15 protein-coding genes are annotated in these 16,132 nt (G+C 55.5%); 5 read left to right on the plus strand and 10 right to left on the minus strand.

Features of this window, described 5'->3' with window-relative positions:
- Positions 1-25 precede the first annotated feature (25 nt).
- Positions 26-1,489 carry an IMP dehydrogenase gene (guaB, locus tag FFI95_RS08610; RefSeq protein WP_144822010.1) on the minus strand — a complete coding sequence of 488 codons (1,464 nt, stop codon included), beginning with the start codon at positions 1,487-1,489 and terminating at the stop codon, positions 26-28.
- 216 nt (positions 1,490-1,705) lie between these two features.
- Between guaB and xseA the strand changes: the two genes are divergently transcribed.
- From xseA to FFI95_RS08625, 3 genes are all read left to right on the plus strand, one after another.
- Positions 1,706-3,067 carry an exodeoxyribonuclease VII large subunit gene (xseA, locus tag FFI95_RS08615; protein ID WP_144822011.1) on the plus strand — a complete coding sequence of 454 codons (1,362 nt, stop codon included), beginning with the start codon at positions 1,706-1,708 and terminating at the stop codon, positions 3,065-3,067.
- A gap of 104 nt (positions 3,068-3,171) precedes the next feature.
- Positions 3,172-5,046: a propionyl-CoA synthetase gene (locus FFI95_RS08620; RefSeq protein WP_144822012.1), complete on the plus strand. Its 1,875-nt coding sequence runs from the start codon at positions 3,172-3,174 to the stop codon at positions 5,044-5,046.
- 96 nt (positions 5,047-5,142) lie between these two features.
- Complete coding sequence (locus tag FFI95_RS08625) at positions 5,143-5,352, plus strand: cold-shock protein (RefSeq protein WP_144822013.1); 210 nt, start codon at positions 5,143-5,145, stop codon at positions 5,350-5,352.
- Positions 5,353-5,432: 80 nt separating this feature from the next.
- Here FFI95_RS08625 and leuA read toward each other — a convergent pair whose 3' ends face one another.
- Positions 5,433-7,127 (minus strand): 2-isopropylmalate synthase, encoded by a 1,695-nt coding sequence (gene leuA, locus FFI95_RS08630; RefSeq protein ID WP_144822014.1) that lies wholly within the window; start codon positions 7,125-7,127, stop codon positions 5,433-5,435.
- A gap of 146 nt (positions 7,128-7,273) precedes the next feature.
- Between leuA and FFI95_RS08635 the strand changes: the two genes are divergently transcribed.
- Both FFI95_RS08635 and FFI95_RS08640 read left to right on the plus strand, forming a co-directional pair.
- A complete protein-coding gene (locus FFI95_RS08635; protein WP_144822015.1) occupies positions 7,274-7,771 on the plus strand; it encodes an Lrp/AsnC family transcriptional regulator in 498 nt (165 codons plus the stop codon).
- A gap of 98 nt (positions 7,772-7,869) precedes the next feature.
- Positions 7,870-9,603 (plus strand): proline--tRNA ligase, encoded by a 1,734-nt coding sequence (locus tag FFI95_RS08640; protein WP_144822016.1) that lies wholly within the window; start codon positions 7,870-7,872, stop codon positions 9,601-9,603.
- Positions 9,604-9,649: 46 nt separating this feature from the next.
- Here the strand turns inward: FFI95_RS08640 and murB are convergent, their stop codons facing one another.
- Genes murB through FFI95_RS08680 form a run of 8 tightly spaced genes read right to left on the minus strand, consistent with a single transcriptional unit; the run spans position 9,650 to position 16,067 of the window.
- Entirely contained in the window at positions 9,650-10,678 is a 1,029-nt protein-coding gene (gene murB / locus FFI95_RS08645; RefSeq protein WP_144822017.1) for a UDP-N-acetylmuramate dehydrogenase, read from the minus strand.
- Positions 10,675-11,154 carry a low molecular weight protein-tyrosine-phosphatase gene (locus FFI95_RS08650; RefSeq protein ID WP_144822018.1) on the minus strand — a complete coding sequence of 160 codons (480 nt, stop codon included), beginning with the start codon at positions 11,152-11,154 and terminating at the stop codon, positions 10,675-10,677. Before FFI95_RS08650 ends, murB begins: the two co-directional genes overlap by 4 nt.
- Positions 11,151-11,966 carry a 3-deoxy-manno-octulosonate cytidylyltransferase gene (gene kdsB / locus FFI95_RS08655; RefSeq protein WP_144822019.1) on the minus strand — a complete coding sequence of 272 codons (816 nt, stop codon included), beginning with the start codon at positions 11,964-11,966 and terminating at the stop codon, positions 11,151-11,153. The genes FFI95_RS08650 and kdsB overlap by 4 nt, the downstream gene beginning before the upstream one ends.
- Before the next feature lie 26 nt (positions 11,967-11,992).
- Positions 11,993-12,181, minus strand: a complete 189-nt coding sequence (locus FFI95_RS08660; protein WP_144822020.1) for a Trm112 family protein — start codon at positions 12,179-12,181, stop codon at positions 11,993-11,995.
- Positions 12,182-12,200: 19 nt separating this feature from the next.
- Positions 12,201-13,238: a tetraacyldisaccharide 4'-kinase gene (gene lpxK, locus FFI95_RS08665; RefSeq protein WP_144822021.1), complete on the minus strand. Its 1,038-nt coding sequence runs from the start codon at positions 13,236-13,238 to the stop codon at positions 12,201-12,203.
- The gene (msbA, locus tag FFI95_RS08670) at positions 13,235-15,013 is read right to left on the minus strand and encodes a lipid A export permease/ATP-binding protein MsbA (protein WP_144822022.1); all 1,779 of its coding nucleotides are present in this window, start codon (positions 15,011-15,013) and stop codon (positions 13,235-13,237) included. The genes lpxK and msbA overlap by 4 nt, the downstream gene beginning before the upstream one ends.
- Positions 15,010-15,435, minus strand: a complete 426-nt coding sequence (locus FFI95_RS08675; RefSeq protein ID WP_144822023.1) for an ExbD/TolR family protein — start codon at positions 15,433-15,435, stop codon at positions 15,010-15,012. Before FFI95_RS08675 ends, msbA begins: the two co-directional genes overlap by 4 nt.
- A 5-nt stretch (positions 15,436-15,440) precedes the next feature.
- On the minus strand, positions 15,441-16,067 hold the full coding sequence (locus tag FFI95_RS08680) for a MotA/TolQ/ExbB proton channel family protein (protein ID WP_144822024.1): 627 nt from the start codon (positions 16,065-16,067) through the stop codon (positions 15,441-15,443).
- Positions 16,068-16,132: the final 65 nt, after the last annotated feature.

Here is a 16,132-nt window from a genome sequence, read left to right on the forward strand (position 1 = left end):
AGAGCCGCGCCCGGTTTGTCTGCACTCAGCTGACGCGGTAGTTTGGCGCTTCTTTGGTGATGGTGACATCGTGCACATGGCTTTCACGCATGCCGGCACCGGTAATACGGACAAACTGCGGCGTGGTACGCATCTCTGTGATGTTTGCGCTGCCAGTGTACCCCATGGCTGCACGCAACCCGCCAACCAGCTGATGGATGATGTTCCGCATCGGCCCTTTACAGGCAACGCGACCTTCAATGCCTTCCGGCACAAGCTTTTCAATGCCCTTGCTTGCATCCTGGAAGTAACGGTCGCTGGAGCCCTGCCCCATGGCACCCAACGATCCCATGCCACGGTACGCTTTATAGCTGCGTCCCTGGTAGAGCTCAATCTCCCCGGGCGCCTCATCGGTGCCGGCGAGCAGGCTGCCGATCATTACACAGTGAGCTCCGGCCACCACAGCCTTGGCAATGTCGCCGGAGAACCTGACGCCGCCGTCAGCAATCAGAGGCACATCGCGATCTTTCAGCGCTTCTGCAACATTGGATACGGCGGAGATCTGCGGAACACCGACACCCGCCACAATGCGGGTTGTACAGATGGACCCGGGACCAATGCCTACTTTCACTGCATCGGCGCCAGCATCGGCCAGCGCGATGGCGGCATCGGCGGTGGCAATGTTGCCTCCAATAACCTGAAGGTCCGGGTAGTGCTGCTTGATCCAGCGGATACGCTCAACCACACCCCGTGAATGGCCGTGCGCCGTATCCACAACCAACACGTCTGCGCCAGCCTCGGCCAGAGCAATAATGCGCGCTTCCGTATCGCCGCCTGTGCCGACTGCAGCACCAACCCGCAAACGGCCGTGACTGTCTTTACTGGCCAGCGGATAATCTTTGGATTTCTGGATATCCTTGGCAGTGATCAGACCCCGAAGCTGGAAGTCGGCATTCACCACAAGCACTTTTTCAATCCGGTGACGGTGCAGCAGTTCTTTGACTTCATCCAGACTTGCGCCTTCCTGCACGGTAACGAGCTTGTCCTTTGGCGTCATGATCTCGTGAACCGGCGTATCCATGCTGCTTTCAAAACGGATGTCACGACCGGTCACAATACCCACCAGCTCGTTCTCATCAACAACCGGCAGGCCGGAAATGTTGTTGGCCATGGTGATCTCGACCAGCTCACGAACCGTGTTCTGTGGCCGAACCGTTACCGGATCCTGAACCACACCGCTTTCAAACTTTTTAACCTTGTGTACAGCTGCCGCCTGTTGCTCAACACTCATGCTTTTGTGCATGATGCCGATGCCGCCTTCCTGTGCCATGGCAATCGCCAGTTCAGCTTCGGTCACTGTATCCATGGCGGCCGATATCAGGGGCGTATTGAGCGTAATTCCCCGGGTCAGTTTAGTGCGCAGGTCCACTTGATGAGGCAGAACCTCGGAATAACCAGGAACCAGCAGAACATCATCAAAAGTGAGAGCTTCTTCGGCAATTCGCAGCATTGGGATAGGCCCTTTGAACGTGCTAAATTTATACTTTCCGTTCGACACCGCAAGAGTGTTACAGCAAAGTAAAATACGTAATCGGCCTATTATAAAGAGGTGTTGCAGGCCAGTAAACCAGGCATTTCATCGCCTGATAGTGCATCTATCTGAAATTCCGGCACTTTACACTTACATTTTTCGGCTATTGCGTATAAGCCGGTCAGGAGTTATCTGGTGAACAACGTACTTCAGGATGTCCGGCCCCGGGCCCTGTCTGTCAGTGAACTCAACCGTCAGGCCAGGCACCTGCTGGAATCCAGCTTTATGCAAGTCTGGGTTGAGGGCGAGCTTTCCGGGTTCTCACGCCCGTCGTCCGGTCACTGGTACTTTTCCCTGAAAGATCGTAAATGCCAGGTACGATGCGCCATGTTCCGCGGCATGAACCGTCACGTTCGTACCCCACCCAAAGAGGGCGACAAAGTCCGTATCCGGGGCAAAGTGACCCTGTACGAGAATCGTGGCGATTTTCAGATTATTGTTGAGCACGTGGAACCTGCAGGGTTGGGTGCTTTGCAGCAGGCGTTTGAGGAGCTGAAGCGGCGACTGCATGCAGAAGGTCTGTTCGCACCTGAACGTAAAAAGGCGGTGCCGGCACTCCCCACCCATATTGGGGTTGTAACCTCCCCTACCGGCGCAGCCATTCACGACATACTGACCGTTCTGTCGCGACGCTGTCCGGCGATACCTGTCACCCTTTATCCCACAACAGTCCAGGGGCAGCCGGCCACAGCTGAAATTGTACGGGCTATTGAACTTGCGCAAACACACGGCGCCGCCGATGTGCTGATTATAGGTCGCGGTGGGGGTTCACTGGAGGATCTTTGGTGCTTCAACGAAGAATCTGTGGCGCGGGCAATCGCGGCCTGCCCCATCCCGACCGTCAGCGCGGTCGGACATGAGACGGACATTACCATCGCCGACTTTGTGGCGGACTTTCGCGCCCCCACACCCTCTGCAGCCGCTGAAAAGGTGTCACCTGACCAACAGGATCTGCTACGGCAACTCAAGGATCGCGAACTCCGCCTGACAAATGCAGCCCGACGGGCACTTCAGCGACTGCATACCCACCTTGAACACATTACGGCACGCCTGCGCGATCCCCGTCGGGAGTTGCTGGAAAAAGCCCAGCGCCTTGACGACCTGGAGCAGCGTCTTGGCAAGTCCGTCTTCGAACATATTGAACGCTCCCGGGTACGCAGCACTCATTTGCTACAACGGCTCAGCTTACAATCGCCCGGCAAGCAACTGGCAAACCATCGTGAATTGCTTGAGCGCAGCACTCTGCAGCTGGAAAAAGCCATGCAAAGCCTTTTGGCAGCACGTCAGGAAAAACTTGAGCATACGGCGGGAACCCTCAACGTTGTAAGTCCCCTCGCCACGCTCGGGCGTGGATATGCCATCATTCGCGATGAGCAAGGCAACATTCTCCGAAACGCCCCCGACGTTGCTGTGGGTGACCGGATTACCGCCAGCGTAGCAAGTGGCAGCCTCTCAGCCGAGGTTAAAACTGTCAGCCCTGATAACACCTGGTTGTAAGCCCCTTCCCACTTATCCAATGGTCTACTGGAACGTCACCTCAAAGCGCCTAAAGTTAGTCTGACCAACAACAGAAATAACAAAAGACACAAAGAGGCAGACGTATGGGCTACAACGCAGAGTTCCGGCGTTCTATTGACCACCCGGAAGAGTTCTGGCGAGACCAGGCGGGCGCCATTAACTGGATTAAAGCACCCGAAACCATCTGGCAGGCAACCGATAACGGCCACGGCGACTGGTTTCCTGATGGCATCCTGAATACCTCGGATATTGCTCTGGACGCAAACGTTCGAGCCGGCCGGGGCGAGCAGAAAGCCCTCATCTACGATTCACCGGTCACAGGCGCCAAACGCAGTTATACATACAATGAGCTGACGGCGGAGGTGGCCCGTTTTGCCGGTGCGCTGGCCGCCCGGGGAATCACCAAAGGCGATCGGGTTGTTATTTACATGCCAATGATCCCGGAAGCCGTTATAGCAATGCTTGGCTGCGCTCGGCTCGGAGCAGTTCACTCCGTGGTTTTTGGTGGCTTTGCGGCACACGAACTTGCCGTGCGCATCGAGGACGCGCGGCCAAAAGCGGTGATCACAGCTTCCTGTGGAATCGAGGTTGCGAAGGTCATCGAGTACAAACCTCTGGTGGATAAAGCCATTGAGCAATCTACCCACAAACCTGAATTCTGTGTTGTCTATCAACGCCCCCAGGCGCAGGCCCAGTTGCATGATGGCCGGGACTTTGACTGGACAGAACTGGTCGCAGGCGCTGACCCTGCTGACCCGGTTCCGGTAAACGCAACCGACCCGCTGTATATACTTTATACCTCGGGCACCACCGGCAAGCCCAAAGGGGTTGTCCGGGATAATGGCGGCCATGCGGTGGCACTGAAATACAGCATGAAGCTGGTGTACGACGCTGTACCGGGCGACGTTTTCTGGGCGGCCTCTGATGTGGGCTGGGTGGTAGGTCACAGCTACATCGTTTACGCCCCTCTGTTTGCCGGCTGCACAACCATTCTCTATGAAGGCAAACCCGTACGTACACCGGACGCCGGCGCCTTCTGGCGAGTCGTTCAGGACCACAACGTAAACCTGCTGTTTACCGCCCCGACGGCCTTTCGCGCCGTGCGTAAAGAGGACCCGGAAGCCGACCAGTTACAGCTTTACGACACAGGCTCGCTCAGGCGCATTTTTCTCGCCGGGGAGCGCCTGGACCCACCAACGTATGACTGGCTCAGGGAGCACACGCAACTCCCGGTGCTCGATCACTGGTGGCAGACTGAAACCGGATGGGCCATTTGCTGCAACCCGGTTGGCATTGAAACACTGGCGACCAAGCCCGGTTCGGCAACCGTGCCCTCACCTGGCTATAACGTACAGGTGGTCGACCCGGGTGGCAGCCAGCTGCCGGCAGGAGAGCAGGGTCAGATAGCGGTCAGACTGCCACTTCCCCCGGGATGTCTGATGACCGTCTGGGAAAATGATCAGCGTTTCCAGGACAGTTATCTCAATCCTGTTCCCGGTTTTTACAGTTCCGGGGATGGCGGATTTATAGATGAAGATGGCTATGTCTTCGTAATGGGCCGCACAGACGATGTCATCAACGTGGCCGGACACCGCCTGTCCACCGGCGAGATGGAGGAAGTTGTTGCTTCGCACCCGGCCGTGGCCGAGTGCTGCGTCGTAGGCGCACACGATGACCTGAAAGGCCAGGTTCCCTTGGGCCTGGTACTTATTAAAGACGGCGCCACTATCGATCATGACGAACTGGAAGAAGAACTTGTGGAAATGGTTCGCGAGAACATTGGCGCCATTGCCTGTTTCCAGAGAGCGCTGGTGGTCGACCGTCTGCCCAAAACCCGATCCGGCAAGATTCTGCGAAGGGTCATCCGCCAGATTGCCGACGGCGAGGCGTATTCCGTTCCGGGCACTATTGACGACCCGTCAATCCTTGAAGAGATAAACGACCAGCTGCATCAGTAATATTTTGACGCCCCAAAAAGTCGGTCTATACTGAAATTGCTGCGGAAAGTCTGCAGTGCCCCGTGAGGGCAAATCATAAGAATACAGGAAAGATTCATGTCCGATACAAAAACCGGCCACGTAAAGTGGTTTAACGAAGCCAAAGGCTTCGGCTTTATTGCTCAGGATGGTGGTAGTGATGTTTTCGTACACTACAGTGCCATTAATGCCAGTGGTTTTCGCACTCTGACCGAAGGCCAGCAAGTACAATTTACCGTGACACAGGGCCAGAAGGGTCCACAGGCAGAAAATGTAACCCCGGTATGAGGTTACCTTTTTGCCCTCTGCCCCTCACGGGCACAGGAGTACACAACAAGCCGGCATCACTGCCGGCTTGTTGTTTTTATTCAGGCGGTTATTGCGCTTTCTTCACTGCCTGCTTTTACCTCATCTCCGGAAACCACCTGGGCCACTGCTGAAAGCAGAGCCTGCAAAGTCGCGGAGGTGGTATCCTCGGCCAGCGCTGCAGCACTGCAATGCCGCTCGTCCGCCGTCAGACGGATGCAAGCCAGCGCATTCGCCCGGGTGCCCTCTCCGAGTGCAAACTCGTCGTAGGCATCAACCGCAACCTCAATCCCAAAGCGTTTTTCCAGAGCATCCGACACAGCCTCTACGGCACCGAGTCCTTGCCCTTCAAGACGAACAGGCGCGGATTCCCGACCATAAGTGAACTCGGCATGCACGCCGTCCTCGTCCCGGCGCAGATCATAGGCTCGCAGCGCCCAATCCTCGTGCACCTTCAGGTACCGCTGCTCGAACAGGCTGTGAACGGTCATTGAATCCACCTCACCGCCATTGGTTTCTGCAGCGCCCTGAACAACCTTGCTGAACTCAATCTGCAGCCAGCGCGGCAGACTGATGTTGTAGTCTCTCTCGAGAACATAGGCGACACCACCTTTGCCCGACTGGCTGTTGATGCGCACCACTTCTTCATATCGACGCCCCAGATCGGAGGGGTCTATGGGCAGATACGCAACGTTCCAGGTGTCACCGTCTTTTCTGCGCGCAAGACATTTACGGATCGCATCCTGGTGGCTTCCCGAGAAGGCTGTAAATACCAGTTCCCCGGCGTAAGGGTGACGGGGGTGGGTGGAGATTTCTGTACAGGCTTCCACAACTTCGGTGATTTCGGCCATGCCAGACAAATCCAGCGTCGGATCAATGCCCTGGGAGTACAGGTTCATGGCCATCGTGACCAGATCCATATTGCCCGTACGCTCGCCATTGCCCATGAGCGTACCTTCCACACGATCCGCACCGGCCATAACGGCCAGTTCCGCAGCGGCTACGCCACAGCCACGGTCATTGTGGGTATGTACGCTGATACTGATATGCTCTCGCCGGCGAATGTTGTCACAAACCCATTCTATCTGATCGGCGAACACGTTCGGTGTAGCCATTTCAACGGTGGCCGGCAGGTTGATGATAACAGGCTGTCCTTCATCCGGACGCCAGACGTCCGACACCGCATCAATCACCTCTACGGCAAAATCCAGCTCGGTTCCGGTAAAGCTTTCGGGCGAGTACTGGAACGTCCATTCTGTATCCGGATACTGTTCGGCCAGCTCTTTGACGAGCTGAGCACCATTAACTGCAATCTCCCGGATACCTGCCCGGTCGAGGCCAAATACCTGCTCCCGCTGCACGGTTGAGGTGGAGTTGTACACGTGAACGATGGCACGCTGCGCTCCCTGCAAGGCTTCATAGGTACGCTTGATCAGTTCCGGGCGTGCTTGTGTCAGGACCTGGATTTTCACATCGTCAGGTATCCGGTTCTCTTCAATCAGCTTGCGGCAAAAATCGAAATCCGGCTGACTCGCGGCCGGAAAGCCGATTTCAATTTCTTTGAATCCAAGCTTTACCAGCAAATCGAACATGCGCTGTTTCTGGGCAACACTCATCGGCTTTACCAGAGCCTGGTTTCCATCGCGAAGGTCAACGGCGCACCAGGTGGGTGCTTTTTCGATAACCTGGTCGGGCCAGCGGCGATCAGGTTTTGCGACCGGCCGGAAAGCCGTGTATTTGCGATGATCAAAAGCCATAGTGAATATTCTCCCTAGCGAATCAGATGTCTTTAACGACTGGAATAAGTTTACCGCGTTTATCCGGGCACACGATTGCTAATTTACAGCGAAAAACCTAGATTAATAACGGTATATGGTCATTTTCCGGCAACTCTGGCAATTTTATGCTTACAAACAAAGAACCACTCATACAAATCGATAGAACCGACCGGCGTATACTGGCCCTGATACAGGAAGACGCTTCTCTCACCAACCAGCAACTGGCGGAAAAAGTCGGCCTGTCGCCCTCACCCTGCCTCAGGCGAGTACGGGCACTTGAGGAATCCGGCATCCTGGTGCGCACCGTGGCCGTTCTTGATCACAAAAAACTTGGCCTTTCCCTCACGGTTATTATCCTGATCGGGATGGACCGTCACACCCCCGAGCGCTTTGCGGCGTTTGAAGAGCAGGTAGCCGACTACCCGGAGGTTCTGGAATGCTATCTGGTGACTGGCCACGACGCAGACTATATGCTGAAAGTTGTGGTGCCGGATATGGATCAGTACCACCATTTTCTGCTCAACCGGATTACCCGGATTCAAGGCGTGAGCGGTGTACACTCCAGCTTTGTACTGAAACGGGTTATTGATAGCACAGCCCTGCCGCTGGGCTATTTGTCCTGATACCGGAGTATCCATCTGTACCTTATGAGACAGGCTCCGTACAATAAACGCCACTTTAAAACCACTGTTTTATGAAACACTAATGAACGGAAACCATAATGCGAGCAAGCCGTTATCTGATTGCAACCCAGAAAGAAACACCCTCTGATGCGGAGATTGTCAGTCACCAGTTAATGCTGCGTGCCGGCATGATCCGGAAACTGGCAGCCGGTCTTTACACCTGGCTTCCCATGGGCCTGAGAACCCTGCGCAAAGTCGAACGGATTGTTCGTGAAGAAATGGATAAAAGTGGCGCCCAGGAACTGCTGATGCCGGCCGTTCAGCCGGCGGAACTCTGGGAAGAGTCCGGGCGCTGGACCGAATACGGCGGTGAGCTGTTGCGTATGAGCGACCGCCACGGCCGTGAGTTCTGCTTTGGCCCCACTCATGAGGAGGTCATCACCGACCTGATCCGTAACGAACTCAAGAGCTACAAAGAGCTGCCCGCCAACTTTTATCAGATCCAGACCAAGTTCCGCGACGAGCGCCGGCCCCGCTTCGGAGTCATGCGCGCCCGGGAATTCATCATGAAAGATGCCTACTCTTTCCACGTGAATGCCGACTCCCTGGATGATACTTACCAGGTTATGCACCGCACTTATTGCGCTATTTTTGACCGCCTGGGTCTGGATTACCGCCCGGTACAGGCAGACTCTGGAGCGATTGGCGGTAGTGCCTCCCATGAGTTCCATGTGCTGGCATCCTCCGGTGAAGACGACATTGTATTCAGCACAGACAGTGGTTACGCCGCCAACATTGAAAAAGCGGAAGCCGTTGCTCCGGCCGGCGCGCGGCCGGCACCTGCTGAAGACCTGCAGGAAGTTGCAACCCCGGATCAACGCACCATTGAAGCCATTTCAGCGTTTCTGGCTATTGATGCAACCCGCACGGTAAAAACCCTGCTGGTGAAAGCCGAACCGGATGCAGAAGGCCATGAGGGCCTTGTGGCTCTGATACTGCGGGGCGATCACGAACTGAACGAGATAAAGGCTGAAAATCTGGCTGGCATTGCAGAACCCCTGACCATGGCCACCGATGCAGAAATCGAAGCGGCCGTGGGCTGCAAAGCCGGCTCTATTGGCCCGGTGAATTTACCAGTTCCGGTTATTGTGGATCGCAGTGCTGCCCACCTTGCGGACTTTGTCTGTGGCGCTAACCGTGAGGGCTATCATCTGACCGGCGTGAACTGGGAGCGTGATCTACCGCTGGATCGTGTTGAGGACCTTCGTAATGTCGTCGAAGGCGACGCCAGCCCGGACGGTTCGGGCACCCTGGAGATCCGCAGAGGCATTGAAGTCGGGCATATTTTCAAGCTGGGAAACAAATACAGCACCGCTATGAATGCCACCGTTCTGGATGAAAACGGCAAAACCGTAACCATGGAAATGGGCTGTTACGGGATCGGCGTATCGCGCATTGTGGCGGCATCAATCGAACAAAACCATGATGACAAGGGCATAATCTGGCCAGATGCTATTGCCCCCTTCCAGGTGGTTATCGTAACCCTGAATGCTCACAAAACGCCCAGCGTGGCGGAAGCCGGGGAGAAGCTTCACGAGGAATTAACGCAGGCAGGTTATGACGTGCTTCTGGATGACCGGAAAGAGCGCCCCGGGGTAAAGTTTGCCGATATGGAACTTATCGGTATTCCGCACCGCTTCGTTATTTCCGAGCGCGGGCTGACAGCGGGCACCCTTGAATACAAAGGTCGAAGGGATACAGACAAGCAGGATATAAGCATCAGTGATGCCTTGTCGCATCTTGCCAAGGCCTCACCGCTGAAAAACCTGTAACCCGGGTTTGTTAACCACCTGAACAGGCGCTTTAGACAAGCCCTGTTCAGGTACCAACCACGCCCGGCTCCATTTCAAGCGTTACTCCAAAACGACTCTGAACCGACGCCCGGATTGCCGCAGCCAGTTCCAGCACCTCATGGCCTGAACCACCCGCGTGGTTAATCAGGACCAATGCCTGACGACTATGAACACCGACCCGTGAGTTTCTGTAGCCTTTCCAGCCGCACTGATCAATCAGCCAGGCAGCTGCCAGCTTTATTGCACCATTATAGGGATGCCCTACGACCTTCGGGTAAAGCGACTGTATGTCCTTGAACTGCGCAACCGGCACCACGGGGTTTTTGAAGAAACTGCCGGCGTTGGGAATTGTCTCGGGGTCCGGAAGCTTGCGGCGGCGGATAGCTATCACTGCCTCGGCCACCTTCAGGGCGGTCAGCTCCTTGCTGGCAGCACTTTCCAGATAATCTTCCAGCTCTCTGTACCCAAGCTGCAAGGGCTTTGTGGGGGATAACCTTAACCGGATTTCAGTAATAATATAGCGGCCAGGCGAACGCTTGAACACGCTGTCTCTGTAGGTGAAATCACACGCCGCGTTATCGAGACGCAAGGTTTGCCCGGATTCACGGTCCAGCGCTGTGACCGAGACCAGGGTGTCGCAAAGCTCAACGCCATAAGCGCCTATATTCTGTACCGGCGCAGCCCCGGCGGTGCCAGGAATAAGAGCCAGGTTTTCGATGCCCCGATAGCCGGCGCCGGCAGCGTACAGTACGGCCTGATGCCAGTTTTCACCCGCACCCAGCACCAGAGTCGCACCTGTTTCGTCAACCTGTTCCCAGTAACGCCCCGGGATTTGCATGTGGATGACAAGACCATCGACGTCTCCGGAAAAAACCAGATTGCTGCCACTGCCAAGCACCAGTGTTTTGCACCCGCGGTTCTGCGCCCATGCCAGCGCGCGGTGCAAGTCATCAAGGCTTTTCACCTCGATATAATAGCGTGCGGTCGCGGAGACACCGAGGGTGTTGAGTCCGAAGAGGCTAACCCACTCCTGTACCTCCGCCGCCGGATTCACGCCATGCGCTCCTGTATGTTCCGGAGCAGCCCCTGGCCGGCTTCTTCAATCAGGTCCAGCACGTGCTCAAAGCCTTCGTCACCACCAAAGTAAGGGTCAGGCACTTCCGCCAGTCCGGTGCTTCCGTATTCCAGGAACAGCGTGGGCTCTGTGCCGCCATTCTGGCGCCAGATGTCTTTGACATCCGCCAGGTTCTGGCGATCCATCACGACCACATAATCAAAGGTATCCAGATCTTTTTCCGAAAACTGGCGCGCCTTCAGCCCACCGATATCAATGCCCCGATTACTGGCCGCTTCCTGTGAGCGGGGGTCTGGCCCCTTCCCTATATGCCAGTTACTGGTGCCACAGGAATCAATGTACACCTGCTCCTGTAGCCCTGCATCTTCGACCAGCTTACGAAACACACCTTCTGCGGTTGGTGACCGGCAGATATTGCCAAGACACACAAAAAGCACACTGGCACGTTTACTCATGTACTGCTCTCTCCTTTCTGGTTGCGTTCCGCCATCCAGGCTCTGACTCTTTGTAAATCCACTTCTGTATCAACACCTGCCGGTGGTGTTCCGGCCGCCACCTCTACGTGGATCCGGGCACCATTATACAAAGCCCGGAGCTGCTCCAGGGATTCGGCCTGCTCTGTAGGTGCGGGGGCCCAGCTGACAAACTGGTTAAGGACGCTGGCGCGGTACCCATAAATGCCTATATGACGAAAATACCCGGCACCCGCCTTGAGTGCCGCTCCGGCATTAAACGTAGAAAAACTGTCCTTGCTTACATCGCCCCAGTAATCACGGGCCCAGGGAATAGGCGCCCGACTGAAGTAGTGGGCCATTCCCTCAAGATCAAAAACCACCTTCACCACATTGGGATTAAAAACCTGATCCACATCGTGTATCCGCTCACACAAGGTTGAGATGGCAGCCTCCGGGTAGCGCTCCAGGTTTTCCGCCACCTGATCAATCAGTTGTGGCGGTATCAGAGGCTCGTCTCCCTGCACATTCACAACACGGTGATCCCCGTCGAGTCCGAGCGTCTGAACAACCTCGGCCAGCCGGTCAGTACCGCTGGCATGATGGGGTGATGTCATAATGACTTCACCCTGAAATTTCTGGCACGCTTCATAAATACGCGGGTCATCTGTGGCGACAACGACCCGGGCTGCCTGGCTTTCGAATGCCCTGTCGTACACATGCTGAATCATCGGCTTGCCGCCGATATCCAGTAATGGCTTGCCAGGCAGGCGGGTAGAGGCGTAGCGGGCCGGTATGACAACCGTAAAAGACATGGGGGCTCAATCCTGAAAAATGTGACTCAGCTTTTATGAAGGCGCTCGTCGGTGGAGAGGGTGCGGGCTTCCGTTGCAAGCATCACCGGAATTCCCTCACGGACCGGGAATGCCATGGCGTCCTGATAACACACCAGTTCCGTTCTGGCCTCATTAAGTTTCAGGTCACCTTTACAAACCGGACAGGCCAGCATGGCCAGAAGTTTTTTATCCATAATACAATCTCACTGACAGTTAAGAGGTGGAGGGCCTGACGCACGCCTGCAGTTTCGCATGCACTGAGTCTGAAAGCTGTTGTGGCAGTGTTGCCTCTACATGCAGCACCCAGGCATTGTCTGGCGCAAAGCCACGACACTTGACTGCATCCTTGGCTGTCATCACCAGAACCTGGTCAGAGTCAGACCCCAGATCTTCGGGACGGAAACGATGGTGGTCCGGGAAAGGCACGGCTGTGACCCTCGCACCCAGTCCCTTCAGGGTATTAAAAAACCGGTCCGGGTTACCGATACCTGCAACGGCACGAACGCGTTTTCCCAGCAGGCTTGCCGGGGCCCGGGTTTCGCCGGTTTTAAGATTCACCAGTTGCCCCGGCTCCAGTTTCATGGCGTATAACTGTGGATGTTCGATGTCAGCGGCGCCGTTTTCCGGTCGCTGTCCGTCGCTACCAGCCTCGCTTCCTCCGTTAATCACCACAAAATCGACGCTGTTCAGCCGGCTAACCGGCTCGCGCAGGGGGCCTACCGGAATCAGCGCACCATTGCCTACACCGCGGGCACCGTCAAACACCGCCAGCTCAATATCGCGGGGCAGACGATAATGCTGCAATCCGTCATCACTGATCAGAATATCCCCCAGTGCCTGATCAAGCGCAAACTCTGCGCCCCGGCACCGGTCAGGATCAACGACCACAGGAACACCCGTTGCCTGTGCAAGCATCACAGGCTCATCACCTGCCAGGGCCGGCAAGGTGTCTTTGGTGACCAGCAAGGGATAGTCGGACGCTTTGCCACCATAACCGCGGCTCAGGATGACCGGCCGCCACCCGGCAGACAGCATTTCATTGACCAGCCAGGCAGTCAGGGGAGATTTACCTGTTCCTCCGGCGGTTATATTACCCACCACGACCACTGGCGCGGATAATCGTGAGACCCGTTTTTTTTCAGCCTTACGCCGCCTTGCTTCAGCAATGTACCGGTAAAGCCAGGCGAATGGCGCAAGAAACAGTAAGGGCCTGCGTTTTCCGTACCAGAGACGATCGACAAGTGAAGTCATGATTGCTCACTGAACTGCATTTGATGCAACTGAGCATAAGCGCCATTACTGGCGAGAAGCTCACTGTGGTTGCCGGATTCAACAATACGGCCGTTATCCATTACCAGGATCCGGTCGGCTTTTTCAATGGTAGACAGTCTGTGTGCAATCACCAGCGTGGTCCGCCCCTGCATAACGGTTTCCAAAGCCTGCTGTATGTTTCGTTCTGACTCAGTGTCCAGTGCCGACGTCGCCTCATCAAGAATCAGTATCGGTGCGTCTTTGAGCAGTGCCCTGGCGATGGCCAGACGTTGCCTCTGCCCACCGGACAGCATCACACCATTATCACCGATTTTTGAGTCCAGCCCGTCCGGCATTCGGTCAATAAACTCAAGCGCATGGGCCTTGGCGGCGGCCTCACGGATTTCCTCCCGGCTGCAATCCCGAAGGGCTCCGTAGGCTATATTGGCCGCAATGGTGTCGTTAAATAACACAACATTCTGTGTGACCAGCGCAATCTGGGAGCGCAGTGCTTTGAGGGAGAAATCCTTCAGTGAGTGGCCGTCGATCAGAATGTCCCCTGAATTATACTCATAAAATCTGGGCAGAAGGCTCACCAGTGTCGACTTACCACTGCCCGAACGCCCTACCAGGGCCACACTCTGCCCTGCCGGAATCGTGACAGAAATTTCTTTTAAAACATCATCCAGCTGATCCCGGTAACGGAACGATACCCGGTTGAACTCAATCTCCCCTTCAACACGATCAGGCGCATAGGTGCCGGGATCCTGTTCCGGCGCTTCGTCTATGGTTTCAAACACGTCATAGGCGGCAGCCACACCTTTCTGGATTTTCGCGTGCACAGACGTTACCTGACGGATTGGCTTGGCCATAGTGGCTGCAGCGGTAATAAATGCGACCAGTTGTCCTGTTGTCATTTCTCCCCGAATTTCCGGAGCTAGCATGGTCCATACCAGTGCGGCAATCGCGACAGCCACCAGAAGCTGAATCACCGGAACACTGATTGCTTGTGTAGAAGCCATCTTGAGACTTTGCTTCAGGTTTTTATCGTTAACCTTTTGAAAACGCGCTTTTTCATACCCTTCGCCCCCAAATGTGCGCACGACCCGATACCCGGAAATAGACTCGGATGCCACGTGGGTTATGTCGCCCATTGACCCCTGAATACGCTGACTGATCTTGCGAAAGCGCTTACTGGCATAGGAGACAACAGCCCCGATAAGCGGCCCGACGGCGAGAAAAACCAGAGTCAGTTTCCAGTTGGTATACACCATAAAGCCGAGAAGGCCGATAATAGTCAGCCCTTCCCGCAAAGTAATGGTGATAGCGCTGGTACTGGCTTCTGCCACCTGCTCTACGTTAAACGTCAGCTTGGAAACCAGTCGACCGGCGGCATTATCATCAAAATAACGGGAAGGAAGCGTCATCAGCCGGTTGAAGACGTCGCCACGCAGGGCGTTGATCACCTGCCGGCCAACGTAGCTGATGAAATACTGGCTCATGAACGTGCCGGCGCCCCGGAACGCAAAGACACCCACAATCAGGCCAGTCAGCAACACCCGGTTTTGTTGGGTCGGATTTTCAATGGCAGCAATGACATACTCCATGGCCGCAGCCATACCCGTGGACGCTGCCGCATAGATAATATTACCGATCACAGCCAGGGAAAACGCCAGCCAGAAAGGTTTTACATAGGCCAGTAAGCGCTTGTAGGTTTGCCAGCTGTCCCCCGGCTTCACATGTCTGGAATCTGGTATCGGCCCTGCCTGACTCACTGGCTTTCCACCTCACGCTCTGTGGTAATGCTTAACTGGGCAAAGCCCAGACGACCTGCCACGTCCATGGCTCTGACAACGAACTCATGGGGGGTCCGTGCATCTGCGGTAATAATAAATGGCAGAGAGGTATCCCCTTCGGCCAGTTCACCCACACCTCGCTCCAGGGTCTCACGGCGGTTATTCACCAGCGCCTTGTCGTTGAGGATATACTGGCCTTCAGCATTGATAACAACATCAATCTGCTTTACTTCGGACGCGGCTGCAGGCTCGCCACTGGCCTCGGGAAGCTCCACCTGTAAATGACTTTCCCGGGTGAACGTGGTGGAAACCATAAAGAAAATCAGCAGCAGAAACACCACATCTATCAGTGGCGTGAGGTCAACCCCGACTTCCTGACTTCTCTGGCGAGTGAACTTCACGGCGTTCAGGCCCCTTCTTCAGCAATTTCACGATCACCGTGTACAACTTCAACCAGCTTGATCGCCTCCTGCTCCATACCGACCACCAGTTCATCAACCCGCCGGATGAAATAACGATGACAAATCAAAGCCGGAATAGCGATACTCAGACCCGCCGCTGTTGTGATTAAAGCCTCGGAAATACCGCCAGCCAGGTTGCCTGCATCACCCACGCCGGCAAGCTGGATTTCCGCGAACACCTTGATCATGCCAATCACTGTGCCCAGCAAACCAAGCAAGGGGGTTATCGTTGCCACTGTGCCCAGAGGGTTCAGGAAGCGTTCCAGTTCATGGATGACCTGGCTGGCCTCATGCTCAATGCTCTCCTTCATGATCTCCCGACCATGCCTGGCATTCATGAGACCACTGGCAAGCACACGCCCAAGCGGTGACGAACCCTGCAGTGTTTTCAGCTTACGGCTGTTCAACTCTTTCTTCCGAATCGAACGCCAAAGCTCATTAATCGTCTGGGGGGGAGCAACACGGGACGCCCGCAGCGTCCAGAAACGCTCCAGCACAATCGCAAGCGCCAGAATGGAACAGGCAACAATTGGCACCATCAGAATGCCACCGGCTTTCAACAGCTCGAACACGCTTGATCTCCCTGATTATTGGCAAGCGGCGCTACTTTAGCATAGCTGCAGGTTGAGGCCACACC

The organism is Marinobacter piscis (genome assembly GCF_007671655.1).
Classification (GTDB): Bacteria; Pseudomonadota; Gammaproteobacteria; order Pseudomonadales; family Oleiphilaceae; genus Marinobacter; species Marinobacter piscensis.

What these genes read in the sequence shown, in the direction of transcription:
- FFI95_RS08640 (WP_144822016.1), top strand. Translation starts at nt 7,870, where the DNA reads ATGCGAGCAAGCCGTTATCTGATTGCAACCCAGAAAGAAACACCCTCT.
- FFI95_RS08660 (WP_144822020.1), bottom strand. Translation starts at nt 12,181, where the DNA reads ATGGATAAAAAACTTCTGGCCATGCTGGCCTGTCCGGTTTGTAAAGGT.
- guaB (WP_144822010.1), bottom strand. Translation starts at nt 1,489, where the DNA reads ATGCTGCGAATTGCCGAAGAAGCTCTCACTTTTGATGATGTTCTGCTG.
- FFI95_RS08620 (WP_144822012.1), top strand. Translation starts at nt 3,172, where the DNA reads ATGGGCTACAACGCAGAGTTCCGGCGTTCTATTGACCACCCGGAAGAG.
- FFI95_RS08635 (WP_144822015.1), top strand. Translation starts at nt 7,274, where the DNA reads ATGCTTACAAACAAAGAACCACTCATACAAATCGATAGAACCGACCGG.
- lpxK (WP_144822021.1), bottom strand. Translation starts at nt 13,238, where the DNA reads ATGACTTCACTTGTCGATCGTCTCTGGTACGGAAAACGCAGGCCCTTA.
- FFI95_RS08625 (WP_144822013.1), top strand. Translation starts at nt 5,143, where the DNA reads ATGTCCGATACAAAAACCGGCCACGTAAAGTGGTTTAACGAAGCCAAA.
- FFI95_RS08650 (WP_144822018.1), bottom strand. Translation starts at nt 11,154, where the DNA reads ATGAGTAAACGTGCCAGTGTGCTTTTTGTGTGTCTTGGCAATATCTGC.
- kdsB (WP_144822019.1), bottom strand. Translation starts at nt 11,966, where the DNA reads ATGTCTTTTACGGTTGTCATACCGGCCCGCTACGCCTCTACCCGCCTG.
- leuA (WP_144822014.1), bottom strand. Translation starts at nt 7,127, where the DNA reads ATGGCTTTTGATCATCGCAAATACACGGCTTTCCGGCCGGTCGCAAAA.